Source organism: Pelomonas sp. BJYL3 (assembly GCF_027257975.1).
Taxonomy (GTDB): domain Bacteria; phylum Pseudomonadota; class Gammaproteobacteria; order Burkholderiales; family Burkholderiaceae_C; genus Roseateles_B; species Roseateles_B flavus.
The window spans coordinates 767704-792787 of sequence record NZ_JANZKX010000002.1; the positions used below are offsets into that span (position 1 = coordinate 767704).

Genomic DNA, 25084 nt, shown 5'->3' on the forward strand with positions numbered 1-25084 from the left:
CTTTGCCGTTTTTTGCTCCGCTCTTGAAGACTGATTTCTCTGCGCTCTGGCAGCTCTCGCCCGCTCCGGCGGACCTCTGGGTCCTCGTGGGTGGCGGCCTGGCCGCCATCTCCATCGCCACGGCGGTGACTTATCTGCATCCGGCCCTGCGCCCGCAGCGCCGCGTGCAGCAGGCCGTGCAATCCTGGGTGCCCGTCATCCTGATGGCGGCGCTGACGCTGCTGCTGGGCTCGGGGCTGAGCTGGCTGGTGTGTGGCCTCACGTCCCTGCTGCTGCTGCGCGAGGGCCTGCGGCTGCTGCCGCTGACGCCCGCGGAGCAGCGTCTGCATGGCGGGCTGGCGGCGCTGCTGAGCCTGGCGGCGCATGGGCTGGTCGCCCTCGGGCAGATGCCTTGGGCGCTGGGCCTGTGCCTGGTCTACTGCGGACTGCTGCTGGGCCCGGTGCAGATGCTGGCCAGCGGCCCGGAGCGCTTCATCCCCCGCGTCGGCGGGCTCATGCTGGTGCTCAATGCCTGCGTCACGCTCTTCCTCTTCGTCAGCCTGCTGGTGCTGCAGGCGCCTGCGGGCCGGCCGCTGGGCGGGCCCGGCCAGGGCGGTTTCTTCTTCGTGCTGGTGATCTTCTCGGACGCCATGCAGTACATCGGCGGCAAGTGCTGGGGCCGCCATGCGCTGGCGCCGTCCATCAGCCCGGCCAAGACCTGGGAGGGCCTGGCCTTCGCCTCGCTGATCTGCGGGCTGCTGGGCTTCGGCCTGGCGCCCTGGCTGCTGGGCCTGCCGGCCTGGGCGGGCCTGCTGCTGGCGCTGGCCATGGTCGGCCTGGGCCTGGTGGGGGACCTGCTGGTCTCCTGCTGGAAGCGCGACGCGGGCGTGAAGGACACCGGCACCCTGCTGCCCGGGCAGGGCGGCGTGCTGGACCGCTGCGACAGCCTGATCTTCGTCGCCCCCTGGTTCTGGCTGCTGATGCAGGTGAGCGCATGAAGCTTGAGACGCAAGACCTGACCCCTGTGCAGTCCGTCCCCGAGCCGGGCATCCCCGAGCCAGCCGTTCCTGAAACATCCGGTACCGATGCTGCCGCACCCGACCTCGCCGTGCTTCGCGCCCAGCTGGAGGCCGCCGGCTGCTTCGAGCGCAAGCCGGGCCGGGCGGTGGCGGAGCTGCTCTTCAATCTGCTGGGCAGCGCCCTGGCCTTCCTGGCCGCACGCGAGGCGGCCCTGGCCTGGTCGGTCTGGGCGGGCCTGCCCCTCTTCGTGCTGGGCAGCTTTCTCTTCTACCGCAACGGCTGGCTGATGCACGACGCCGCGCATGGCGGCAGCTGGCCGGGCATCCAGGCCAACCGGCGCTTTGCGGCGCTCACCGCCGGCCTCCTGGGGGAGTTCCCCAGCGGCTGGCGGCACGGCCACAACCGCCACCACGCCCGCACCAATGTGCTGGGCGAGGACTGGGACCAGCGCGAGCGCTGGGACCCCACGCGCCGCTACCACTCGCGCCTGACGGCCTGGCTGGGCCTCTTCCTCTTCACCCGCTACAACGGTGTCTACCTGCCGGCCACGCTGATCTTCATGGCCCTGCGCGACGGCTACTACTGCTTCCGCCACCACCGCGAGCGCTTCGCCGCCGAGCTGCTGGCGGTGCTGCTGGGCCTGGGCTCGCAGCTCGCCTTCTTCGTGCTGCTGACGGGGTCCTGGCTGGGCGTGCTGCTGTTCCTGCTGCACACGCATGTGGGCATGCTCTACCTGAACTCGGCCTTCGCGGGCAACCACTACGACCTGGAGACCTTCACGCCCGAACAGGCGCGCCAGCTCGATGTGCTCAGCCTGCAATCGCGCACCACGCGCAACTACGCCGGCGGCTGGTGGACGCACTTCGTCTTTGGCGGCCTGGAGAAGCAGCTGGAGCACCACCTCTTCCCGCACCTGCCCCGCCACCACCTGCATCGCGCCGCGCCCTATGTGCGCGCCTTCGTGGCGGCGCACGGCCTGCCCTATCACGAGGCGCCGTTCTGGCATTGCTACATGCGGGTGCTGGATTTCCATGTCGACCCGCGGCCCGCCGCTGCGCCCTCCGCATGAGCGGCACCGGACCCTGGACCGCAGGGCGCCAGCGCTGGGCGCGCAACCTGGCCTTCCTGTCCTTCTCCTTCGCCAACACGGCCTGCATCACCGTCTTCCCCCAGCACCGCTTCTGGGGCCATCCGCAGGAGGCGATGTGGACTTCGGCGGTGCTGCTGGGCGGTGCGCTGGCGGCCCTGCTGGGCCAGGCTTGGGCCACGCGCCGGCGCGGCGCCGCCCTGCGCCCCGCGACGACGGGGGCGGGCTGGGCGGCCTACGCGGCCCTGCTGCTGGTGGCCGGCAGCAAGGCCGTTCCCAGCCCCCTGGCCTACGCGCTGCTGGTCTGGGCCCTGTCCTTCAGCTCGGGCGCGCTGATGCAGCGCTTCGACGAGTGCTCGGTGCAGCAGGCCGGCCCGGACGGGCGGGTGGCGAATGACCTGAGCATCTCCCTGCTGCGCTTCCTGGGCATGCTGCTGGCCCCCGGCGCCTTCAGCCTGATGCCGCCGGGCAGCGCGGCCGCGCAGGGGCTGCTGCTGGGGATGGTGGCGCTGGTGGCCTTGAGCGGCTGGCGCCTGCTGGCGTCCGCCGAGGCTGGGGCGCCGGGCGCGGCGGTGTCCGCCCCCGCGGTCGAAGCCATGCCAGCGTCAGCGTCTGCAGCCCTCGCCCGGTCGGAATGGGCCTTGTGGGCGGCTGGCGTGCTGGTCTATGCCAACTACTGCGTGCTGGCCAGCGCCGCGCCCTTCCTGCTGCGCGACCTGCTGGCCCAGCCGGGCGCGATGGCGCGGGCCTGGCTGCTGATCTCGGCGGTCTACGCCGCGGCCATGCTCAGCAATGCCCTCGTGCAATGGCGGCGCTGGGCCCCGCGCCTGGCCTGGCTGCCGGTGGCGCCGGTCACGCTGATGCTCGTGGGTGCCAGCCTGCTCATGCCCGCCGCGGCCAGCGCGGGTGGCCTGGTGCTGCAGCTGGGCGCCAGCGTGGCCCTGGGCGCGGCCTTCGGCCTCTTCATGATGGGCTACCGCGACCACCTCACCCGCCAGGCGGTCCAGCTCCAGCGGCCGGCACTGCTGGCTCGCTACAACCAGTTGCCGCGGTGGGCCACCCTGCTGGCCTTCGGTGTGATGGCGGCCTTGTCCGGGCTGGCGTCCCTGCCTGGCGGCGCGCCGCGACTGGCGGGCAGCGTGGCGGCCTACCTGCTGCTGTCGTCGCTGGTGGTGCTGGGGGCGATGGGGGCGATGAGGCCGATGCGCGTGGGGACGCCAGGCGGCAAGACCTGACCCTCAGCCCAGCCCCTTCACATCCTCCCACCCGACCCCGAACCTCATCAGGTACTTCCTCAGGCGATCTGCATCGTTGACCACGCTGCGCTGCGTGCGCGACTGGTCGAACAGGCGCCGCCCGGCTTCGGAGAGCGTGGCGCAGTCGCGGCAGACCTGCAGCACGGACTGCAGCTGCAGCTGGTCGAAGAGGTCCATGCTGGTGAGAGTCTCTTCGGGGAGCAGCTTGCTGAGGTCGATGCCATCAGTCCCGCCTGTGCGCGCCCCCCCGCCCTTGCGCACAGGCGCCTCGCCCGCCGGCTCCCACAGCCAGCGCAGGCGCTGGATCTCGGCGTCGACCAATCCGGCGGCAATGCGCCCGCCCTCCGCCAGCGTCGCCATGCGGGTGATGCTGGCGCTGAGGTCGCGGAAGTTGCCGCTCCACAGGGCCTCGGCGCTGCGGGCGAACTGCAGGTAGCGGGACTTGGCCTCCACATTGAAGCGCACGGCATGGCCCAATTCGGCGGCGCAGCGGGCCAGCAGGTGATCGACATTGGGCTCGATGTCCTCCGGCCGCTGGGCCAGACCGGGCAGGGTGTAGGCCCAGAGGTTGATGCGGGCGAAGAGGTCCTCGCGGAAGCGGCCCTGGGCCACGTCCACGCGCAGGTCGCGGTTGGTGCCGGCGATCAGCTGGAAGTCGCTGCTGACCTCGCGGTCGCTGCCCATGGGGAAGAAGCGCTTCTCCTCCACGGCCTTGAGCAGCATGGCCTGCTCGTCCAGCCCCAGTTCGCCGATTTCATCCAGGAACAGCACGCCCTGGTGCGCCGTGCGCAGCAGGCCGGCGCGGTCCGAGGCGGCGCCGGTGAAGGCGCCCTTCTTGTGGCCGAAGAGGGTGGAGGCCGCGCTGTCTCCGCGCAGGGTGGCGCAGTTCACCTCGACGAACTCGCCCTCCACCCGGTGCTGGGCCTTCTTGAGCTCGAACATGCGCCGTGCCAGATGCGACTTGCCCGCGCCCGTGGGGCCGGTCAGCAGCACGGGCGCCTGCGAGCGCACGGCCACGCGCTCGATCTCCTCGATCAGCGCATTGAAGCGCTTGTTGCGCGTCGCAATGCCGCTCTTGAGGAAATCCTGCGCCTCCGCCTGCGCCTGGCTGAAGCGCCGGGCCAGCACGTCGTAGCGGGAAAGATCCAGGTCGATCAGGGTGTAGCTGCCCGGATCGCCCTGGCGCTGCTTGCGCGGCGGCGCGGTCTGCAGCAGCACGCCGGGAATGAAGCGCGACTCCACCATCAGGAACATGCAGATCTGCGCCACATGCGTGCCGGTGGTGATGTGGGCCCAGTACTGCTCGTGCGCGGGGTCGAAGCGGTAGGCGCGCGCCCAGTCGTAGAGCGCGGCATACATCTCGCCGAAGTCCCAGGGATCGGCCACGTCCATGGGCACGAGGTTCACGACGGTGTCGGGCGAAACGGTGGCCACGTCGCGCTGCACCTGCTGGGCCAGCGCGGTGTGCTGGCGCGCATGCAGCAGCTCGATGCGGTCGACCACCATGTCCTCGTGCTGGACCAGCGAGACCGTCGGCCGCCATTTCTCCCAGCGGCCCGCGCCCTGGCCGGCGTCCAGCTGGGAACCGAGGAAGCCGATGACGACGGTTTTCTTGGGCATGGCGCAAAAGATAAATGACTAGCCAGGAGTCTAGCAATCCGGCGGCGGGATCTGGGGCTTGCCGACCCATGAAAACGGGCAGGAAACTTTTTTCTTCAATGAAATCAACAATTTGCAGTCCTTCTGCCAGCTGGAGGCAAGACCTGGCACGGCCGTTGCAATGAAGAAGGCGCGAACAAGACGTTGAATGAAAAAGAGGAGTACCTCATGGTCAACACCCAGCTTTTCCACACGATCAAGGGCGCGCTGCTGCCCGCCGCCACGGCGCGCAATGCGCAGCAGGCGCCGGCCTATGCCTTCAGCCCCCGCCACCAGCTGGCGCAGCTGGCGGCCACGGGTTGCCTGAGCCGCACCTTCTATGCCTCGGCTGAGGACCAGCTCGACCAGGTGCTGGCCCTGACCCAGGAGCTGGAGCCCGCCTTCGTGGCCAAGGCGGCGATCTACGGCCGCCAGTCCGGCCACATGAAGGACATGCCGGCCTTGCTGGCCGCCAGCCTGGCCCAGCGTGACGTGGCCCTGCTGAGCCAGGTGTTCTCCCGCGTGGTGGACAACGGCAAGATGCTGCGCAACTTCGTGCAGATCCTGCGCAGCGGCGCGGTGGGTCGCAAGTCCCTGGGCTCACGGCCCAAGAAGCTGGTGCAGCAGTGGCTGCTGACGGCCACCGAGAAGCAGCTGCTGAACGCCGCCGTGGGCAACACGCCCTCGCTGGCGGACGTGGTGAAGATGGTGCACCCCAAGCCCGCCGAGGCCTGGCGCGCCGCCTGGTTCGCGTGGCTGATCGGCCGCCCCTTCGATGAAGCGGCGCTGCCCCCCATCACGCAGGCCTTCGAACGCTTCAAGCGTGACGCGGCGCAGGGCGTGGCGGCCGAGGTGCCCGAGGTGCCGTTCCAGATGCTGACCGCGCTGGCGCTGAACGCTGCTCAGTGGGCGCAGATCGCTCGCCAGGGCTCGTGGCAGATGGTGCGTCAGAACCTGAACACCTTCGCCCGGCACGGCGTGTTCGAGCTGCCCGGCATGGCCGAGGCCGTGGCCGCTACGCTGAGCGACGCGCAGGCCGTGGCCAAGGCCAAGGTGATGCCCTACCAGCTGCTGTCGGCCTTCAAGGCGGCGGGGGAGGCCGTGCCGGCGCCGGTGCGCGAGGCGCTGCAGGACGCGATGGAGCTGTCGCTGGCGAACGTCCCGGCGTTGGCAGGCCGTGTGGTGGTGTGCCCCGACGTGTCGGGTTCGATGAGCTCACCCGTCACCGGCCATCGCGGCTCGGCGACGTCGACCGTGCGCTGCATCGACGTGGCGGCTCTGGTGGCCGCTGCCGTGCTGCGCAAGAACCGCCAGGCCCGGGTGCTGCCCTTCGAGCAGGACGTGGTGAAGCTGTCGCTGAATGCTCGCGATTCGGTGATGAGCAATGCCCAGGCGCTGGCCAGCATCGGTGGTGGTGGCACGAACTGCAGCGCGCCGCTGGCCCTGTTGAACCAGGAGCGTGCGAAGGTCGATGTGGTGATCCTGGTCTCGGACAACGAGTCCTGGGTCGACGCCACCCGCCATGGCGCGACGCAGACCCTGCGCGAGTGGGAGCTGCTCAAGCAGCGCAACCCGCAGGCGCGCCTGGTGTGCATCGACATCCAGCCGACGGCGAGCACGCAGGCGGTGGAGCGGCACGACATCCTGAATGTCGGCGGCTTCTCGGACGCCGTGTTCACGATGGTGGCGCGCTTCGCCGCCGGCACGATGGACGCCGAGCACTGGATCGGCGAGATTGAAAAGGTGCCGCTGGCCGCGCAGTAAGGCCACGGCAATCAAGGTTGGAAGGTGTCCCGGGCGAATGCCTGCAGGAGTACAGCGCCCCTTGGCCGCGCGGGCCCGCAAGCCCGCAACGGAGACCCCGTAGGCCGCTCCTGCAACTCTGGTCGCCCGGGGCACTGACCGATCAACACGACACGCGTCGTCGCGTGGCGAATGCTGGGGGGACTACATCCAAAAGAGTCTCACCGACTGTTCGTCGCCACGCGGGGGCCTTCAGTTTCAGCGCGAATGCAGGCAGGACTACATCCGGTACGCCGGGGGTTCAAGTCCCCAGCTGGGCAACCAGTGGCAGCGTCTTGCCGCCCTTGTCGCGCCTTTTTGTTTGAGATGCCCTGCGGCGAATGCAGGTGGAACTACAGCCTTCTCAGCTCGTGGTCGCGGGTTCGAGTCCCGCCGGTCCCGTATCAGGGGGACCGTAGCTCAGCGGTAGAGCACGATGTTTCACCCCACCTTGTCGTCGCAAGGCATCGCTTTTGATTGCGGGCGCGCTGGCACAGAAGGGAGCGCCACTGCCAAAAATGTTTGTCATGCCGGCAGCCTGGGTAAAGCCAGGTGCAGCAGGCAAGCCGGTGGGCGAGCACGGTTGAGGATGCAGGTGCGGGCTCCGATGACGGGTCTGTCACTGGCGCGCGTTTCCAATCGCCCACTGGGCCACCGGCCTCGAAACCGTGGTTGCTGCATTGATGCGGGTTCGAATCCCGTCGCGTCCACCCACAGACAATGAACGAAGAAAGACAGAGGAAGTCATGAACTACAAGATCGAACAGCCCGAGGGGGGCGTCCCCATCAAGATGTGGACGAACGGCGTCCCCGTCGAACCCGAGGCCATGCAGCAGCTGAGCAATGCCGCCAAGCTGCCCATCGTCTTCAAGCACGTCGCCGCCATGCCCGACGTCCACCTGGGCATCGGCGCCACCGTGGGCTCGGTGATCCCCACGCTGAAGGCCATCATCCCTGCCGCGGTGGGGGTGGACATCGGCTGCGGCATGATGGCCGCCAAGACCACGCTGCGTGCCGAGGACCTGCCGGACAACCTGGCCGCGATGCGCTCGGCCATCGAGCGTGCCGTGCCGCACGGCCTGACGCCCAAGCACCGCGGCCGTGATGCCGGCAGCTGGGAGAACCCGCCCGCGCTGGTGGACCAGGCCTGGGCCACGCTGGTGGACGAGTTCGAGGCGCTGTGCGAGCTGCACCCGCGCCTGAGGAACACCAACAACCACAAGCACCTGGGCACGCTGGGCACGGGCAACCACTTCATCGAGGTCTGTCTCGATGAGGCGGGCTTCGTCTGGTTCATGCTGCACTCGGGCTCGCGCGGCGTGGGCAATGCCATCGGCACTCACTTCATCGAGCTGGCCAAGAAGGACGCCGAGCGCCACCAGCGCAACCTGCCGGACCAGGACCTGGCCTACTTCGAGGAAGGCGCCCAGTACTTCGGTGACTACGTGCGCGGCGTGTCCTGGGCCCAGAAGTTCGCGATGAAGAACCGCGAGGTGATGATGGCCCACCTCATCGCCACCGTGCGCACCGTCATCAAGAAGCCCTTCGAGGCCCATGTGGAGGCGGTGAACTGCCACCACAACTATGTGCAGCAGGAGCGCCACTTCGGGCAGGACGTCTTCGTGACCCGCAAGGGCGCGGTGAGCGCCAAGCGCGGCCAGATGGGCATCATCCCCGGCAGCATGGGCGCCCGCAGCTACATCGTGCGCGGCCTGGGCAACCCGGAGAGCTTCGAGAGCTGCAGCCACGGCGCGGGCCGCGTCATGAGCCGCACCAAGGCCAAGAAGCTGTTCACCGTGGCGGACCAGGTCAAGGCGACCGAGGGCGTGGAATGCCGCAAGGACGCCAACGTGATCGACGAGATCCCCATGGCCTACAAGGACATCGACGCCGTCATGGCCGCGCAGAGCGACCTGGTGGAAGTGGTGCACACGTTGAAGCAGGTGGTGTGCGTGAAGGGATAGTCATGGGACTGAAGCTGTTCAGCCGCCTGTGGGAGGCGCCCGATCGAGATCTTGAGCGCTGGGTCGAACGCGGCCGCTCCGGCAATGGCTATGAGCGTGAGGCCGCCGTGCATGCGCTCGCCGCCTTGCGGACCGGCGAGGCCATCCCGAGCTTGCTGGCGCGCGCGAATGACTGGGTCCCCGAGGTCAGCCACGCTGCGCGACGTGCCCTGACGGGGCTCATGTCTCCGGAGCATGTGCCGCACTGGCTGGCCTGCCTGGAGCAGATCGTGGCACTGCAGCGGGCGACGCGCGTGGATCACCGTGCGCTGCTGCAGGGACTCCGTTCTCTGCTGGGCTCTCCTGATGTGCTGCCCATGACCTTGAGCGCGTCGCGTACGGGGAGTCTGGCGGTCCGGCGTTGGGTGTTCGCGCTGCAGATCGATGCCCTGGCCGAGCAGGCGGCCGGCCAGGCGCTGCTGCAGGACGCCCTGCGCGGCAAGGATATCTTCACCGCAAGACAGGCCTTGCGTCATATCCTGCAATGGCCGCTCGGACCGGTGCGCGATGGCTTGCTGCGTGAGGCTCTCCAATGCAGGTTTTCCTCGGTCCGAGCCGCGGCATTGCGCTGGGTGCTGGCGAGTCAGCCGGAGCTTCTTCCTGCCGAGACGCTGAGAGCTTTGTGCTTCGACATCAGCGCTGCCGTGCGCGGCGTTGCGCTCCATGTGATCCGTGGCACTGCCGTTGAGGCGGCCGCGGCGCAGGCGGCTCTGGGACGATGGGAGCAAGCGGACTTGCCAGGCCGCGCCCGCGCTGCGGCGCTGCTGGTGCTTCTGACACTCCGGCCGGAGGAGTCCGGCCCCTGGCTGCCTGCTGCGCTACAGGATTCCTCAGCCCAAGTGCGCGCTCGGGCCTATGCCAGCCAGATCGCCTGCACGCCTCCAGATCAGCAGACGGCGCTGGCGCTGCAGGCCTTCAAGGATTCGTCGGGCCGGGTCCAGCGTGTGGCGATGGACAGCCTGAGGCGCGGGGCGTTGGCGCCAGCAGCCGAGGATCTGCTGGCGGTCGCTGTGCAGCATGGCACCCCAGGAAGTCTGGACCGCGGGCTGGCGATGATGGGCTATTGCTCCTTCTGGTCCCGCTTTCTCTGCGTGCTTCGCGCGCTGTGCCAACCCGGCTGCGCGGATCCAGTACGCATGCTCGCTGCCTTGAACGCCTGGACGCGGCAGGGCAGTCGTATGGCACTGGAGCCAAGCCCGGCGCAGTCCAAAGCGCTGGTCCGGCTGTGGCCCGAGGCGGTGGAGCGTGTGCCGGAGCCGCTTCTGGCGGAGATCCGCTTCATGCTGGCCTCGTTCGAAATCCGACTGTCCGCGTGAACTGAAAAGAATCAAAGGGAAACCAAGAAGATGATCGAGATCGACGGCTCCACCGGCGAGGGCGGTGGGCAGATCCTGCGGACCTCGCTGGCCCTGGCCATGTGCACCGGCCAGGCTTTCGAGCTGAGCCGCATCCGTGCCGGCCGCCCCAAGCCCGGCCTGATGCGCCAGCACCTGACCTGCGTGAACGCTGCGACCGAAGTGTGCGGAGCGCAGGTGCAGGGCGCCGAACTGAACTCGCAGTCCCTGCGCTTCGTGCCGGGCCCGGTGCGGGCGGGGGACTACGCCTTCAGCGTCGGCACGGCGGGCAGCTGCACGCTGGTGCTGCAGACCGTCTGGCCGGCGCTGATGTTGGCCGCGGCGCCCAGCCGCGTGAAGCTGGGCGGCGGCACGCACAACCCCATGGCGCCGCCCTTCCATTTCCTGGCCCGCAGCTATGCGCCCTTGCTGTGCCGTCTGGGCGCGGAGGCCGAGCTCGTGCTGCGTCGACTGGGCTTCTATCCCGCCGGAGGAGGCGAGATCGAGGCCCTCATCCGGCCGGCGCGGGACCTGCTCCAGCCCTTCGACCTGAACGAGCGCGGCGCCCTGCGCGAGGCCCACGCCGAGTGCTTCGCGCCCGCCCTGCCGCGCTCCGTCGCGCGCCGCGAGCTGCAGCAGCTGGGCGCGCTCCTGGACTGGCCCCAGGCGCAGCTGCGCGAAGTCGCCACACGGCAGAACGAAGGGCCGGGCAACGCCCTGATCGCGACCCTTGCGTACGAGCACGTCACCGAGGTCTTCACCGCCTTTGGCGAGAAGGGCGTCAGCAGCGAGCAGGTGGCGCAGGCCGTGGCGAACGAGCTGCGGGCCTACGAGGCCGGTGAGGCCGCCCTGGGCCCGCATCTGGCGGACCAGTGGGCCCTGCCGCTGGCCCTGGCCCTGTGGCAGCGCGGCGGCCAGGCGTCCTACACCTGCACCGAGCTGACGCCCCATGCGAAGACCAACTTCGAAGTGATCGAGAAGTTCCTGCCGGTGAAGTTTGCGACGGAGCCGATGGGCCGCGGCTGGCGGGTGCGTGCCAGCGCGCAGCCTTGATCCTTGTGCGCCAGCGCCGCTTCCGAAGCCATGAGCAGCCGATATAGTCGATGCGCCGAATCAATTCAAAAGAGCGCATCTGGGGGGGAATATGCTGAAGTGGGTCGCCACGCTGCTGGGGAACGCGTCGTTCGAGCTGCCTGAGGGCGTTCCCGAGGTATGGGTCCAGCGCATGGAGGCGCTGCTCTCGCCGCTCGACGCAGCAGCGCCGCCCAAGGGCCGCGTTGGCCTTGCGCGCGACATGCTCGAGTTCGTGCTGCATGGCAGCAGCGCCGCCGTGCTGGGAGAGGTCGCCGCGAGTGAGTTCGTGGCCGAGCACCTGCATCTCTCCGGCTATCACTACGGCCACGCCAAGGGCGTGCCGGATGTCTATGAGCACTTCAACGCGCTGCCGCCCGCCGTGGGCTTGCGCTGGGCCCAGCTGCTCGCGGCCAGCACCTCCTCGCTCACGCGGATGTTCTCCTTCCAATTGCCTCGCGGCCTGAGGTGGCCGGAAGCGCTGCTCCAGCACAGTGCCGGCCACAGCCTGACGGGGTGGTCCGGCAGGCGGGCGAGGGCGCGCCACCTCTCCGCGGCGTGCCTGGAGGCCTTGCAACTCGAGGATGGGATTGAGGCCAGCGCCCTGCTGGTGTCAGCGTTCAGCACACCCTTGTCCTCCAGCTACTTCGCAGAGCAGCGCCTGCTCCTGGTGACCGATCTCAAGGGCTATGCCCAGATGCTGGACTGTCACCTGCTGAGTGTGCGTCCCTTCTTGCTGGCGGAAGCCGTTCCCCAGCGTCTGCATGTGTTGAAGCTGCTGGAGACCGCGGAAGTGAGCACCCTGCAGAAGCTGCTGCCTCAGCTGAGCCTGCTGGCCACTGCCAGCAGCAAGCAGGTCCGTGCGGCCGCCGAGCCCCTGCTGCGCCGGTGTGGCTCGGCGGGCGTGGACGCGCTGGCGGCGCTCGCGACCGGCGGCAAGCCGGACCAGCGCTACCAGGCCCTGGCGCTGCTCTTCAAGCTGGCCTCGGAGCAGGAAGACGGTGCACGCATGGACTGGGCGCGTCAGGTTGCGGGCGCCGACAAGGCGGCCTCGGTCCAGGCCCTGCGGGCCGAGTGGGAGGAGAGTCAGGCGGCCCTGGACGCCGGGCCCGAGCGCTATGACTACGTCCTTCCTGTCATCGACTGGGCCAGTGATCTTCATCGCCTGCCTGGCCATGTGCAGGTGAAGTTCTGGCACGAGGTCACCGAGGCCATCACCCAGGCCAACCAGCAGGCGCGTGAGCACCACGCCCGGATGGCTGCCCAGGGGCACAAGTTCCAGCTCCGGGAGACGGAGCACTACACGGCTGCCGACCAGCAGGCGTTGGCGCAATACCTGGCCGCCGCGGTCGCCACGCCGCCCCGGCGCGAGGAGCAACGGCAAAGGGTCTGGCAGCATGTGACACCCGCTCTGGAGACGCTGGTCGAGTCCGGCGCCCTGACGCCGGTCAGTGCGATGAAGATGCTGGCCTTCTTCCAGGTGGACACGGCGCCGGACGGCTCTTTGCTGATGCCGGCCCGCAGGGTCTTCGAGCGCCTCTACCGACGCAGTGGCCATCCGACCTTGCTGGAGATCTCGGTCCTGCTGGACCAGTCCGGCCATATGGGCCGGGCCCTGCTGCTGGACTACTGCAGCAGCTGGAACCCCTTTGCTGCGGACTGGGCAGCGGCGGATGTCTGGCCCTTCTTCGCACACCACCTGGACTGGCTGGTCGAGGTGCTGATGAACAACCCGATCAAGTCCTATTCCTTTGATCGCAAGGGCCTCTATCGCGCGCTGGCGACCCTGCCCAGCCCGCCCGCCGTGGCCGTCAGCGCGCTGTTCGGCCTGGCGATGGGGCCCACCAAGACCGATAGGAAGCCGGCACAGGAGGCCCTGCAGCATCTGCCAGGCAAGGAGCAGCGCATCATCGAGGCGCTGGGCAGTGGCAAGGCGGAGGTGCGCATGCTGGCTGCACAATGGCTCGGCCGCCTGCGGCATGAGCCGGCCGTGCCCTCGCTGGAGCAGGCCCTGCGCAAGGAGAAAAACGACCTGACCAAGGGCGCGCTGCTCGATGCGCTTCAGCAGCTGGGGCAGGCTGTCGAGAAGTACCTGGACCGCGAAGCTTTGGCCACCGAGGCCGCCAAGTCACTGGCCAAGGGGCTGCCCAAGGACCTGGACTGGTTCCCCTGGAGCGCCATGCCCCGGGTCCGCTGGGCCGATGGTCAAGGCCAGGTGCCGACCGAGGTGCTGCAATGGATGCTGGCCCAGGCCGTCAGGCAGAAGCTGCCTGAGCCCAATGCCGTGCTGCGCAAGTACTGCGGCATGTTCGAGGCGCGCGACCGCGAGGCCCTCGGCCAGTTCGTGCTCGAGGCGTGGCTGCAGGAGGATGTTCGCCCCATCTCGCCCGACGAAGCGATGACCCTGGCAAAGAACTCGGCCCTGTCTACGCAGCAGTCGATGACCCAGTTCCCCCAGTACTACCAGGAGCATCCGCACTGGGGAAAGTCGGTCGAGGAGATGACCGCGGCCTACCTGCCCGCCTGCCTGCGCCATCCGGCGGGCTCCGCGACGGGCAGCAAGGGCCTGCTGGCCGTCGCCGCCGCCTGCGCGGCAGAGCGCGCCGCGGCACCGACGCAGCGCTATCTGAAGGAGTGGTACGGCTCGCGTGCCTCGCAGGGCAAGGCGCTGATCGCCATGCTGGCCTGGATCGAGCATCCGAGCGCCACGCAGCTGATGCTGGCCATTGGCTCGCGCTTCCGTACGCGCAGCTTCCAGGAGGAGGCCACGCGCCAGGCCCAGGCACTGGCCGAGCGCAAGGGCTGGACCCTGGCCGAGCTGGCCGACCGCACCATTCCCTCGGCAGGCTTCGATGAGAACGGCGTCCTGGAGCTCAGCTATGGGCCGCGGGTGTTCCAGGCCCGGCTGCTGCCCGACTTCAAGGTCGAGCTCTTCAACCCCGATGGCAAGAAGATCGCGGCCCTGCCCGAGCCCCGGCAGGACGACGATGCGGACACCGCCAAGCAGTCCAGAAAGGCCCTCAGCGCCGCCAAGAAGGAGCTCAAGAGCATTGTTGACCTCCAGACGGACCGCCTCTACGAAGCGCTGTGCACGCAGCGCGAATGGTCGTACGCCGACTGGCGCGCCTACCTGTTCGAACACCCGGTGGCGCGGCACCTGGTGCAGCGCCTGGTCTGGGTCCAGGTCGAGGACGGCCAGGCGGTGCAGGTCTTCCGCCCCCTGGACGACGGCAGCCTCACTGACTGCGAGGACGAGGCCGTGACCCTGCCGGACGACGCATGTATCCGCCTGGCCCACGATTCCCTGCTCGATGACGAGGTCGTCGCCGGCTGGCAGCAGCACCTCGTGGACTACGAGGTCAAACCTCTATTCCAGCAGCTGGGCAAGGGGCGCTACACGCTGCCCGCCGAGCAGGCACAGTCGGACGAGATCCTGGACTTCAAGGGCCACATGCTGGAGGCCTTCGCCCTGCGCGGCCGAGCCCTCAAGCTGGGCTACACGCGCGGGCCCGCGGAGGACGGCGGCTGGTTCCATGTCTATGAGAAGCGCTTCCCCACCCTGGGTCTCACCGCCACCCTCGAGTTCACCGGCAATCCGCTGCCGGAAGAGAACCGCAGCGTCGCCTTGATCAAGCTGACCTTCTCGGCGACCCAGTCCGGTGACCGCTGGGATGCCAGCCACCTGCTTCTGTCCAAGGTGCCGCCTGTCCTGCTGTCCGAGTGCTACAACGACCTGCGCCTGATTGCCGCCGAGGGGGCAGGTTTTGACCCGGCATGGGAAAAGAAGAGTGAGTACTGAGATGAGCACTTCCGCGCCGCAAGGCATCCTCCGTGCGCCGGCCGAGCAGACCCATGCGCAGGAGCTGGCCCTTTTGGCCGAGAAAGACACCGGGCCGCGGCCCGAGGGATGGAAGCTCTCCCCACGGGCCGTGCGCCGCTTCATCGTGGGCGACGAAAAGCTGGGCATCACGCGCAAGTTCTACGGCGACGATGCTCTGGTGGACCGCTGCGTGGTCACCTTGATGAGCGACCGCGGCCTGCTGCTTGTGGGAGAGCCGGGCACGGCGAAGTCCATGCTGTCGGAGCTGCTCACCGCGGCCATCTCCGGCCGCTCGGACCGGACCATCCAGGGCACCGCCGGCACGACCGAGGATCAGATCAAGTACACCTGGAACTTCGCCCTGCTGCTGGCACAGGGGCCCAGCACGCGTGCCCTGGTCAAGGGCCCCTTGTTCGAGGCGATGGCGGGCGGCTGCCTCTGCCGCTTCGAGGAGCTGACCCGTGTCCAGCCCGAGATTCAGGACAGCCTGATCAGCCTGCTCTCCGACAAGGTGCTGCACGTGCCCGAGCTGGCCGGCGAGGATTCGATGGTGTTCGCCGCCCGCGGCTTCAATGTGCTGGCGACAGCCAATATACGCGACCGCGGCGTGCACGAGATGTCCAGCGCCCTCAAGCGCCGCTTCAACTTCGAGACGGTGCGGCCCATCAACGATCGCAAGCTGGAGATCCAGCTCGTGCGCGAGCGGACCCAGGCCCTGCTGGCGCGCGCGCAGGTGGAGGTGGACTTGCAACCCGACGTCGTCGAGCTGCTGGTGACGGCCTTCCACGACCTGCGCCACGGCGTGACCGGGGAGGGCGTGGTGGTCGAGAAGCCCACGGCGGTGATGTCATCCGCGGAGGCCGTGTCCGTGGGTTACGCCGCCTGCCTGGATGCTCACTACCTTGGCGGCGGCAGCGTGGCGGGCGAGCATGTGGCCAAGCAGCTGATTGGTACCGTGCTCAAGGACAACCCGGACGACGGCAAGAAGCTGCGCCACTACTTCGATGTGGTGGTTAAGCAGCGTGCCCAGCGGGACAGCCAGTGGAAGCGCGTGCTCGATGCCCGCCGCGAGCTCGAGCGCTGAACCGCGGCACGGCATGCTGCAGACCTCCGACGCGATCCGTGCGCTGTCCGCGAGTCTGGTCCGGCCGGACCTCATCGTATTTCCGGTCCGGCACCACAGCCCAGGTTGTGCCTGGCAGCTGCAGGCGCTGCTGACGCGCGTGCGGCCGGCGGCGGTGCTGGTGGAGGGGCCTGCGGGCTTCACACCAATGATCCCCTTGCTGGTGCATGCCGAGGCACGCATGCCGCTGGCCCTCTACACCTATGCCGTCCGCAAGGCGCAAGGAGAGACGCCCGAGAAGCGGCGCGCGGCCTACTACCCCTTCTGCGACCATTCGCCGGAGCTTGTAGCCTTGCGGGCCGCAGCGGCCCTGGGCGTGCCCGCCCGCTTCATCGACCTGGACTTTGCCGCGCAATCGCTCCTGGACGACGCGAGCGCGAGTGAGGAGGCGCTGTCCCTGCTGGACGAACGGCACTTCAGGCGCAGTCAGGCGCTGGCAGCACTGGCCCGCCAGCTGGGCTGCCGGGACCATGAGGAGCTGTGGGAGCACCTGTTCGAGGCGCCCGCGATGGGGCGTGAGCTGGAGGCGCATGTCACGGACATGGCGGCCTACTGCCAGCTGGCCCGGGCTGAGTACAGCAATGAGATGCTGGCCGCCGACGGCACCTTGCCTCGGGAGGCCGAGATGGCCTGGCACATCCAGAAGGCGCTTTCGGACCGCCGGGACGGCGACGGGCCGGTGCTGGCTGTCGTTGGGGGCTTTCATGCGGTGGCCCTGCCCGCGCTGCTGAGCCGGCCCGTGCAGCGGCCGGACATCGCCTGCGGTGCCATCATCGAGGCCTCGTCCGCCTTGATCCGCTACTCATTCGACCGGTTGGACCGGCTCAACGGCTATGTCGCGGGCATGAGTTCGCCGGCCTGGCACCAGCGCCTGTGGGAGCTGTCCCAGAAGCCGGCGAAGCCCTCCCGGGCCGGCGCGCCCCAGCTGCGCCAGGAGCTGGCGCTGTCATTCCTGTTCGACATCGCCACGGAGCTGCGCGAGCGCTTCAGGCTCGCACTGCCCCTGCCTGCCCTGATGGCCGCCTTCGAGCAACTGCTGCGCCTGGCCGAGCTGCGCGGGCGACCCGCGCCGGTGCGCGAGGACCTGCTGGACGCCGTGACCAGCTGCTTCGTCAAGGGGGATGCCGATGGCGACGGCGCCTTGGTGCTGGGCGTGGCCCGGCGCATGCTCAGCGGCCAGTCCATGGGCAAGGTCCCGCCTGGCGGCAGCACGCCGCCGCTGGTGCGCGACTTCGAGTACCGGGCCCGGCGCCAGCGCCTGAAGATCGACGACGCCCAGCCCCGCCGGGCCGTCCTGGACCTCTACCGGCGCGCCGAGCATCGCCTGACCAGCCGGCTCTTCCATGGCCTTGTCCTGTTAGGTGTCCCGCTGGCCACGCGCATGGCCGGCCCGGATTTTGTGAATGGCATCGGGCTGGACCGACTTCAGGAGCATTGGGAGTACGCCCATTCGGCGGCCACGGAAGCAGCCCTGGTCGAGGCCTCTGTCTTCGGCACAACCCTGGCGCTGGCTGTGGCCAACCGCTTTGATGCTAGGCTAGAACGCTTTGAGACCGGCCAGCTCAGCCGCGACGCGGAGACGGCCGCCAGCCTGTTGACGCAAGCCTGCGTGCTGGGCCTGCATGATCACCTGTCGCGTGTGGCCGGGCTGCTGGGCCAGGTCATGGCGGCGGATGCGAGCTTTGCCTCCCTGGCTTCGGCGGCCAGCACCCTGGGCCTGTTGCGCGAATCGCGCGAGCCGCTGGAGGCCGAGGGCCTGCGGGAGCTGCCCCAGTTGCTTCAGGCCGCCTTCGAGCGCGCCATCTTCCTGGGGCGCGAGCTCAGGGGAGGCGACAGCCCCGAGGTCGTCGAGGGCCTGGCCCGCTTGCGGGAGCTGCTGCACAGCGAGGCGGGACGGGCGCTGGATGCCTCCCTGTTCTGGGAGATGGTGGCGGGCCTGCAGGCCAACCACGAAGCCGCCCTGACCCGGGGCGCAGCGGCCGGCCTTCTGTACAGCGCCGGCCGCCTGTCCGACGAGGCGCTGGGCGAGATCCTGGCCGGGCATCTCCAGGGCCTAATCGCCCCGCAGGACGCCGTGGCCTTCCTGCGTGGGCTGTTGCAGACCGCCCGCGAGGCGGCCTGGCAGCAGCGCTCTTTGCTGCAGGTACTGGACGCCACGCTGCAGGGCTGGGACGAGACGACCTTTGTCGCCAACCTGCCGGAACTCCGTCTTGCATTTGCCGACATGACGCCCAAGGAGACCGACCGGATCGCCGAAGCCGCGGCCCGGCTCCACGGCCGAGAAGATCTGGGCCGCCTGGTGCGACATGACCTCTCCGCGGAACAGGTGCAGACCCATCTGCAAGCCTCGCGCCTGCTGCATGAGACCCTGGCCGCTGATGGACTGGAAGGATGGGTGAAACCATGAATCCGCTCGACCGCTGGCGTCTCGTGCTGGGCAAGTACGCCGCCCGCCGCCTGTCGGTCGGCGGGCCGGGCCTGCAAGGTGTACAGCAGCGGATGGACCAGGCGCTGGACTACCTCTACGGCCGTGAGTACCAGGGCCGCGGCCTGCGCACCGGCACGGGGCCAGGATCGCTGGATCCGTCCCAGCTGACCCTGGTGACCTGGCTGGGCGAGGTGCGCGAGCTCTTCCCCCAGGAGACCGTCGAGATCATCGAGAAGCATGCGCTGGACCGCTACGGCCTGACCGAACTGGTGACCGACCCGCAGACCCTTGAGCGCCTGGAACCCAACCAGCAACTGCTGCGGGCCCTACTGACGCTGCGCGGCCATCTGCACGGCGAAGTGCTGGACATGGCGCGCCGCATCATCCGGCAGGTCGTGGACGAGATCCGGCGCCGACTGGAGCCGGAGGTGCGCCAGGCGCTCGCAGGCCGCTTGAACCGCTTCAGGCACTCGCCCCTGGCCGTGGCACGCAACTTCGATGCCATCGGGACCTTGCGCAGCAACCTTCGGCATTTCGACCAGTCCCGGCAGCAGATGGTCATCGAGCAGCTGCGCTTCTTTGAGCGCAATGCGCGGCGCCTGCCCTGGGACGTCATTCTGTGCGTGGACCAGAGCGGCAGCATGGCCGACTCGGTGATCCACAGCGCGGTGATGGCAGGCATCCTGGCGGCTCTGCCGGCGTTCCGGGTCCGGATCGTCGTCTTTGATACCCAGGTGGTAGACCTCAGCGACCATGCCGGCGATCCAGTGGAGACACTCATGCGCGTGCAGCTCGGTGGTGGCACCGACATCGCACAGGCCGTGCGCTACTGCAGCCAGCTGGTGGCGCACCCTCAGCGCACGGTGCTGGCCCTGGTGACGGACTTCTGCGAGGGCGCGTCACCGGACGAGCTGGTGCGCGCGGTCAAGCAGCTGGCGGAGGCCCGCGTCCGCCTGCTGGGACTGGCTTCGCTGGATGCCCAGGCCCATCCGGTCTACGACCGCCAGATCGCAGAACGGCTGGCGGGCTGCGGCATGGAGATTGCCGCGCTGACGCCTCAGAAGCTGGCGCACTGGCTGGTCAAGGTGATCTCATGAGCACGCTCAGGCAGGGGCTGCTCGAGCAGTTGTCTCGATTCGACGAAGACGCCTTTGTCGCGCTGTCCAACCGCGGCCTGTACCGCCGGGCTGTGAAGGACCTGGAGAAGCAGGCCGCCGCCGTGATCGAGGAGGGCGCGGACGTGCTCGTCGTCAGTGTGGCGGAGCACCGGGTCAGCTTCGATGCCCGTGGGCCTGCGCACGCCCGATGCAGCTGCCCGGCCTCGGGGGTCTGCCAGCACATCGTGGCCGCGGCCCTCGGCCTGCAGCGCCTGGGCGTGGGAGGCGCCAACCCGGAGCTCGGCGCTGAAGGGCTGCACGGTGAACCGGGCGTCGCCCCTGGCGAGGACCCGCTGGCACGGCTGGGCGACGAACTGCTGGCGATTCCGGCAGAAGCGCTGCAGAATCATGCCGGCCGCGCCGGCTACCGCTGGGCCTGGCAGTTCGTGGCCGATCTGGAGCCGGAGCAGGCCCTGCGCATAGGAGGCAGCGCCCACCTGGTGCTGGGCTTCCAGCGCCCGCGCCTGAACCTCCGCTACATGGGCGGCGGGATCGGAAACCTGCTGCCAGACATCGAGCTGGCGCAACTCGAGAAATACCGCGTGGCCGCCGTACTGGCCTTTCGGCGGGCCCATGGGCAAGACCTGCCCCCGCCGGAGCCCGCAGCGCGAGAGCGCTCTGCCGCGCTGGATCTCGGCCAGGATCATGCCGTGCCACCGAACGGTGCAGGCACCCTGCAGGACTCCCGAGCGCGACTGCGCGAGCGGGTCAGTCGCTTGCTGGGCGAGTGCCTGGAGCTAGGCCTGGCGCATCTGTCGCGCGGCATCCACGAACGCTTCTCGACGATGGCTGTGTGGGCCCAGGGCGCCGAGTACCACCGCCTGGCCCTGGCGCTGCGGCGCATCGCCGACCACGTCGAGCAGCTTCTCGAGCGAGTGGGCGGCGCGGACGAGCACCGCCTGCTGGATGAGCTGACGCTCTGCTACGGCCTGGTGTCGGCGCTGGATGCTGCGGCAGCCCGCGGCGCTGCGCCCTCGCAGCTGCTGGGGCGCGCCCGCTCCAGCTATGAGCCGGTGGGCTCTCTTGTCCTGCATGGCCTGGGCGCCTGGGCCTGGCGCTCGGGATCGGGCTACGTGGGCTTGACGATGCTGTTCTGGTCGGCTCGCGAGCAGCGCTTCCTGGCCTGCACGGAGGCGCGGCCGCAGAGCCAGCGCGGCTTCAACGCCAGGGCGCGTTACAAGGCGGCCGGACCCTGGAGCGGCATGTGGGCACCGGCGCAGTTGACAGGGCGTGTCCTGACGCTGTTGCACGCACAATTGAACTCGAGCGGTCGCCTGTCCGCTGCGGACAGCACCGTGGTCGCTGTCATGCCGGAGCAGGCACAGGCGGACTTCGCCGCAGGCCTGCAGGCCATCAACCGCTGGTCCGTCCTGCGGCAGCGCCGATGCGAGCACCGACGCAGCCTGCTGGCTGAGCCGGCACCCATGGAAGACTGGGTCGTGCTGAAGCCTGAACGCTTCGGCGCTCCGTACTTCGACGCCCCGCGGCAGTTGCTGGTCTGGCCCCTGCTGGACGGCGAGGGCGCGCGGCTCGACGCGGAGCTGGCCTTCTCCGAATTCGCGGACCATGCCATCGGGCGCATTGAGGCCATGAACGAAAGCCCGCCTGCTCCCGGGACGCTACTGGTGGCCCGGCTTCGGCAGTCCATGGACCGCCTGCGCGTCGAGCCGCTGAGCCTGGTGCGGGTCGATGGGCCGGTCGCGCCCGAGGGCGGTCTGCCGGTCGACGCCTTGCACTTCGATGCCGCCCCCGGTGCCAGGGACCGGGTGGCGGGTGTGCCGAGGCCGGGAGGCGCTGCGGCCGGGGCCGAGGCGCCCGAATTGCAGGGCGAGCTGCTGCCTGAGGTCTTGAGGCGCTTCCGCTCGGCCTTGCAGGGAGCAGCCGAGCGCGGCCTCGCGGACCAGCAGCGCGCTTTGTGGCAGTCGGCGCTCAAGTCCTGGGTGGCAAGCGCGTCGCAGGCGGGATTCAGCGCCTTCGACCGCATGGCGATGGAGACGGCGACGTTGGCGGAGGCCACCCTGCGGGCCAACTACCTTTGCCTCCAGTTGGAGCGCCTGCTGGTGGGTGAGGGTGCCTCGCAGGACTGATCAGGCGTGGAGGCTCAGGGGGCTGCGCGCTCCGTTCGGCGGCATCCGTGCCTCATCCACCGTGTTTGCCTCATCCCGACCCTGACGCGGCCCGAGTTCTCAATTCCTCCCCGCCATCACCCCCCCATCCACATCCCACACCGCCCCCGTCACCCAGTCCGCCTTGTCGGACAGCAGGAAGGCGATGGCCTCGGCCACGTCCTGTGGCCGGCCCACGCGGCCGATGGGGTGGAAGCTGTTGAAGCCCTGCAGCGTGGCGGCGACCTGGTCCCTGGGGATGAAGCGCTCATAGACGGGGGTCTCCACCACGGCGGGCGAGACCGCATTGACGCGAATGCGGTGCGGCGCCAGCTCCATGGCCAGGTGCTGGGTCAGCGCATGCAGCCCGGCCTTGGCCATGGAATAGGCGGAGGACGGCGTGGCCGCGATGGCCTGGCGTGCCCACATGGACCCGATGTTGACGATGGCGCCCGGCCGTTTCTGGCCCACCCACTGCCGCGCCATGGCCTGGGTGATGAAGAAGAAGGCCTTGTTCAGGGCCATGTAGCGCTCGTAGTCCGCGGCCTCGTGGTCCAGGAAGGGCTTGGGGAAGAAGACGCCCGCCGCATTGACCAGCAGGTCGATGTCGGCATGCCGGCTGCTCAGCACCTCCAGCAGGGCGGCCACGCCCAGATCGCTGCCCAGGTCCGCCGTGATGGCCTGGACCGGACCCAGCGGGGCCAGCTGCGCCCGTGCGGCCTCCGCCTTGCCGGCGTCGTGGCCGACGATCACTGCGCTGCCGCCCTGGCCCAGCACCAGGCGTGCGGTCTCCAGACCCATGCCGCTCGTCCCACCCAGCACCAGCAGCTTCCTGCCTTGAAATGCATCACTCATCGCACACCTCTTCTGTCCTTGGAATTGATGCCGACGGGGCGCGAGCGGATCAGAAAGAAAAGCTATCCGGCCCAGGCCCGCCGACTGACGGAACGATCTGGCCGCCTCCTGGAGGCGGGCTCAGTCGTCGGAATGGATTCTTCGCGGCGGCCCTCAGGGTGACAAACGAGATAATCTGTCCGCACCGGAAAGAAAATCTTCATGAATGGCAAGACCCTGGTCCACCTCAACGCCCTGCGGGCCTTCGAGGCCTCGGCGCGGCACCAGAGCTTTGCGCTGGCGGCCGGAGAGCTGCATGTCACGCCCGCGGCCGTGGGGCAGCTGGTGCGTTCGCTGGAGGACTGGCTGGGCACGCCGCTGTTCCTGCGCGGCAGCAGCGGCCGCGCCCGCCTGCAGCCCACCGAGGCGGCCGAGCGCGCGCTGCCGGACATCCGCGCCGGCCTGGATCGCCTGGCCCTGGGGATGGAGCGCCTGCGCGAAGGGGCGGGCCACGGGGTGCTGACTCTGACGGTCAGCCCGGCCTTCGCGGCCAAGTGGCTGCTGCCGCGACTGGAGCGTTTCCAGCAGCGCCACCCTGACACGGACGTCCGCCTGGAAACCCGGCTGAAGGCGGTGGACTTCCTCGCTCAGCGCGTGGACATCGGCGTGCGCTACGGCCTGGGCCACTGGCCTGGCCTGAGCGCGGTGAAGCTGCTGGACGAAGACCTGTTCCCCGTCTGCGCGCCGCGCCTGCTGCAGTCACCGGACCGCCTGCGCCAGCCCGAGGACCTGCTGCGCGAGACGCTGATCCACGACGAGTCCATGGACGATCACGCCGGCTTCCCCGGCTGGGCGACCTGGCTGGAGGCCGCCGGCGTGCGCACCCGGCTGTCGCGCTGCCCCCTGCGCATCAACAATTCGGCCGCCGTGCTGCAGGCCGCGGCGGAGGGCCAGGGTATCGCTCTGGCCCGCAGCGTGATGGTCCGCGACGACCTGGCGGCAGGGCGGCTGGTCCGGCTCTTCCCGGCAGTCGAGTACCGCTCGCCGCTGTCCTACTACGTGGTCTACCGCGGCGAATGCGCCGGCCTGCCCCGCCTGGCGGCCTTCCGCGACTGGCTGCTGGAGGAGGCGGGGCAGTCACCCGTCTGACCACGCTGCCTGGTGCGGGCGAATGCCGGCCCGGCACCCCTGGCCCCGGCCGCTCACGGGCCTGTCGCCATCTCGCTCTCCACCCGCCGGCACAGCTCATGCACGCTGCCCACGCCCAGTGCGCGATAGATCTTGCGGATGTGATCCACCACCGTGCTGTGGGCCACGCCCTGGAGCTGGGCGATGTCCGCGGCGCCATGCCCCTGGCACAGCGCCGCGCAGACCTGCAGCTGCCCAGCGGTGAGGGGAAGCTGGCGCAGGGTGCGGTGCAGGGCCACGGCATGGGGCTCCAGGCGCCGCAGGGTGACGAGGGTGGCGGGGCTGCCCGGCCCGTCCAGATGACCGAGCAGGGCGCGGGCCTCGGCGGTGAAGCGGCCATGGGCATTGATCAGGGTCAGCGAGCGGGCGCGGCCGAGGGCTGCGGGGCCGGAGTCGAAGACACGTCGCAGCGCAGCCTCCATGCCGGCACGGCCTTCGGCCAGGGCGTCCATGGTCAGGCCGCCGGTCGCCAGCAGCAGCAGGCGCGCCGCACCGGCCGTGGCATCGAGCAGATGCCCTTCGGCATCCAGCAGCAGGGTCTCGGCCAGCTCTGGGGCAGGGAGGTAGCGCGGCGCAGCCTCCTCGCTCGCCGGACCGCTGCGCGTTCCCTGAAGGCGGGCGGCCTGGCCCGCCTGCAGGCCTCGCGCCACCCAGGGCAACACGGCGGCCAGGGCCTGCTCTTCATCGCTGCTGAAGGGGGCGTCGTCCGGCCCCCGGTACAGCACCAGGCTGCCCAGCAGTCGCCCCCCGGCATCGCGCACCACGCCCTCCAGCCGGCTGTGCAGGCCCTGGGGCTTCCAGATCTCGTGGTACAGGGCCGAGTTGTAGAACTGCGGCGTCATCAGGGGGCGGGCGCTGCGCACGCCGCCCGGTGCCAGGGCCAGTGACTGGAAGGCCGGCATGCAGTCCGCCTCGCGGCGGTTGTGGAAGTGCTCGAAGTAGTGCTGCGCAATGTCCTCGTCCACCGGGCCTTCGACGTAGTAGTGAAGCAGGCTGCCCTGGGCGTCCGTGTGATCGAAGAGGTTGCGGGCGCTGGGGATGACCTCGTGCAAGGCCTCCAGCAGGGCAGGAATGAAGTCCCCCGGTGCCAGGCCTGCGCCCAGCAGGGCGGGAAGCTGGGCCAGGCGGCGTTTGGAGACGGTGGGGCTGCGCAGCATGGGCGTCATGGTGAAACCACTGTCAATCACCAGCATCAATCAAACTGATGACGTCAGCGCGACAACTTTGTGCTTCTTGCCGGCGTTTGCCCTCATCCCATG

General features: G+C 69.3%; 16 protein-coding genes. 13 read left to right on the top strand and 3 right to left on the bottom strand.

Annotation, left to right across the window (positions count from 1 at the left end; translation table 11 throughout):
- Positions 1 to 23: 23 nt before the first annotated feature.
- Genes O9Y01_RS08950 through O9Y01_RS08960 form a run of 3 tightly spaced genes read left to right on the top strand, consistent with a single transcriptional unit; the run spans position 24 to position 3321 of the window.
- Positions 24 to 977, top strand: coding sequence for a phosphatidate cytidylyltransferase (locus tag O9Y01_RS08950; RefSeq protein WP_269631223.1), 954 nt, complete (start codon positions 24 to 26; stop codon positions 975 to 977).
- Complete coding sequence (locus O9Y01_RS08955; RefSeq protein WP_269631224.1) at positions 974 to 2068, top strand: fatty acid desaturase family protein; 1095 nt, start codon at positions 974 to 976, stop codon at positions 2066 to 2068. The genes O9Y01_RS08950 and O9Y01_RS08955 overlap by 4 nt, the downstream gene beginning before the upstream one ends.
- Positions 2065 to 3321, top strand: coding sequence for a hypothetical protein (locus O9Y01_RS08960; protein ID WP_269631225.1), 1257 nt, complete (start codon positions 2065 to 2067; stop codon positions 3319 to 3321). Before O9Y01_RS08955 ends, O9Y01_RS08960 begins: the two co-directional genes overlap by 4 nt.
- Before the next feature lie 3 nt (positions 3322 to 3324).
- Here O9Y01_RS08960 and rtcR read toward each other — a convergent pair whose 3' ends face one another.
- Positions 3325 to 4962 (bottom strand): RNA repair transcriptional activator RtcR, encoded by a 1638-nt coding sequence (rtcR, locus tag O9Y01_RS08965; RefSeq protein ID WP_269631226.1) that lies wholly within the window; start codon positions 4960 to 4962, stop codon positions 3325 to 3327.
- Between the two features lie 207 nt (positions 4963 to 5169).
- Between rtcR and O9Y01_RS08970 the strand changes: the two genes are divergently transcribed.
- The 9 genes from O9Y01_RS08970 to O9Y01_RS09010 all read left to right on the top strand — a co-directional run bounded on the left by O9Y01_RS08970 (position 5170) and on the right by O9Y01_RS09010 (position 21785).
- Complete coding sequence (locus tag O9Y01_RS08970; RefSeq protein ID WP_269631227.1) at positions 5170 to 6744, top strand: RNA-binding protein; 1575 nt, start codon at positions 5170 to 5172, stop codon at positions 6742 to 6744.
- A 764-nt stretch (positions 6745 to 7508) separates the two neighbouring features.
- Positions 7509 to 8726 carry an RtcB family protein gene (locus tag O9Y01_RS08975; RefSeq protein ID WP_269631229.1) on the top strand — a complete coding sequence of 406 codons (1218 nt, stop codon included), beginning with the start codon at positions 7509 to 7511 and terminating at the stop codon, positions 8724 to 8726.
- Positions 8727 to 8728: 2 nt separating this feature from the next.
- Positions 8729 to 10081, top strand: coding sequence for a hypothetical protein (locus O9Y01_RS08980; RefSeq protein ID WP_269631230.1), 1353 nt, complete (start codon positions 8729 to 8731; stop codon positions 10079 to 10081).
- Between the two features lie 30 nt (positions 10082 to 10111).
- Complete coding sequence (rtcA, locus tag O9Y01_RS08985; protein WP_269631231.1) at positions 10112 to 11152, top strand: RNA 3'-terminal phosphate cyclase; 1041 nt, start codon at positions 10112 to 10114, stop codon at positions 11150 to 11152.
- 91 nt (positions 11153 to 11243) lie between these two features.
- Positions 11244 to 14969 (top strand): DUF4132 domain-containing protein, encoded by a 3726-nt coding sequence (locus O9Y01_RS08990; RefSeq protein ID WP_269631232.1) that lies wholly within the window; start codon positions 11244 to 11246, stop codon positions 14967 to 14969.
- Between the two features lies 1 nt (position 14970).
- Entirely contained in the window at positions 14971 to 16074 is a 1104-nt protein-coding gene (locus tag O9Y01_RS08995) for an ATP-binding protein (protein ID WP_269631233.1), read from the top strand.
- Between the two features lie 13 nt (positions 16075 to 16087).
- Complete coding sequence (locus O9Y01_RS09000) at positions 16088 to 18520, top strand: DUF5682 family protein (protein ID WP_269631235.1); 2433 nt, start codon at positions 16088 to 16090, stop codon at positions 18518 to 18520.
- The gene (locus O9Y01_RS09005; RefSeq protein WP_269631236.1) at positions 18517 to 19638 is read left to right on the top strand and encodes a VWA domain-containing protein; all 1122 of its coding nucleotides are present in this window, start codon (positions 18517 to 18519) and stop codon (positions 19636 to 19638) included. The genes O9Y01_RS09000 and O9Y01_RS09005 overlap by 4 nt, the downstream gene beginning before the upstream one ends.
- Positions 19635 to 21785 carry an SWIM zinc finger family protein gene (locus O9Y01_RS09010; protein WP_269631237.1) on the top strand — a complete coding sequence of 717 codons (2151 nt, stop codon included), beginning with the start codon at positions 19635 to 19637 and terminating at the stop codon, positions 21783 to 21785. Before O9Y01_RS09005 ends, O9Y01_RS09010 begins: the two co-directional genes overlap by 4 nt.
- Before the next feature lie 99 nt (positions 21786 to 21884).
- On the opposite strand, the gene O9Y01_RS09015 is transcribed toward O9Y01_RS09010, so the two are convergent.
- Entirely contained in the window at positions 21885 to 22658 is a 774-nt protein-coding gene (locus O9Y01_RS09015) for an SDR family NAD(P)-dependent oxidoreductase (RefSeq protein WP_269631238.1), read from the bottom strand.
- A 201-nt stretch (positions 22659 to 22859) separates the two neighbouring features.
- On the opposite strand from O9Y01_RS09015, the gene gcvA reads away from it, so the two are divergent.
- Positions 22860 to 23786, top strand: a complete 927-nt coding sequence (gene gcvA, locus O9Y01_RS09020; RefSeq protein ID WP_269631240.1) for a transcriptional regulator GcvA — start codon at positions 22860 to 22862, stop codon at positions 23784 to 23786.
- Between the two features lie 53 nt (positions 23787 to 23839).
- Here gcvA and O9Y01_RS09025 read toward each other — a convergent pair whose 3' ends face one another.
- Positions 23840 to 25018 (bottom strand): helix-turn-helix transcriptional regulator, encoded by a 1179-nt coding sequence (locus O9Y01_RS09025; protein ID WP_269631241.1) that lies wholly within the window; start codon positions 25016 to 25018, stop codon positions 23840 to 23842.
- Positions 25019 to 25084: the final 66 nt, after the last annotated feature.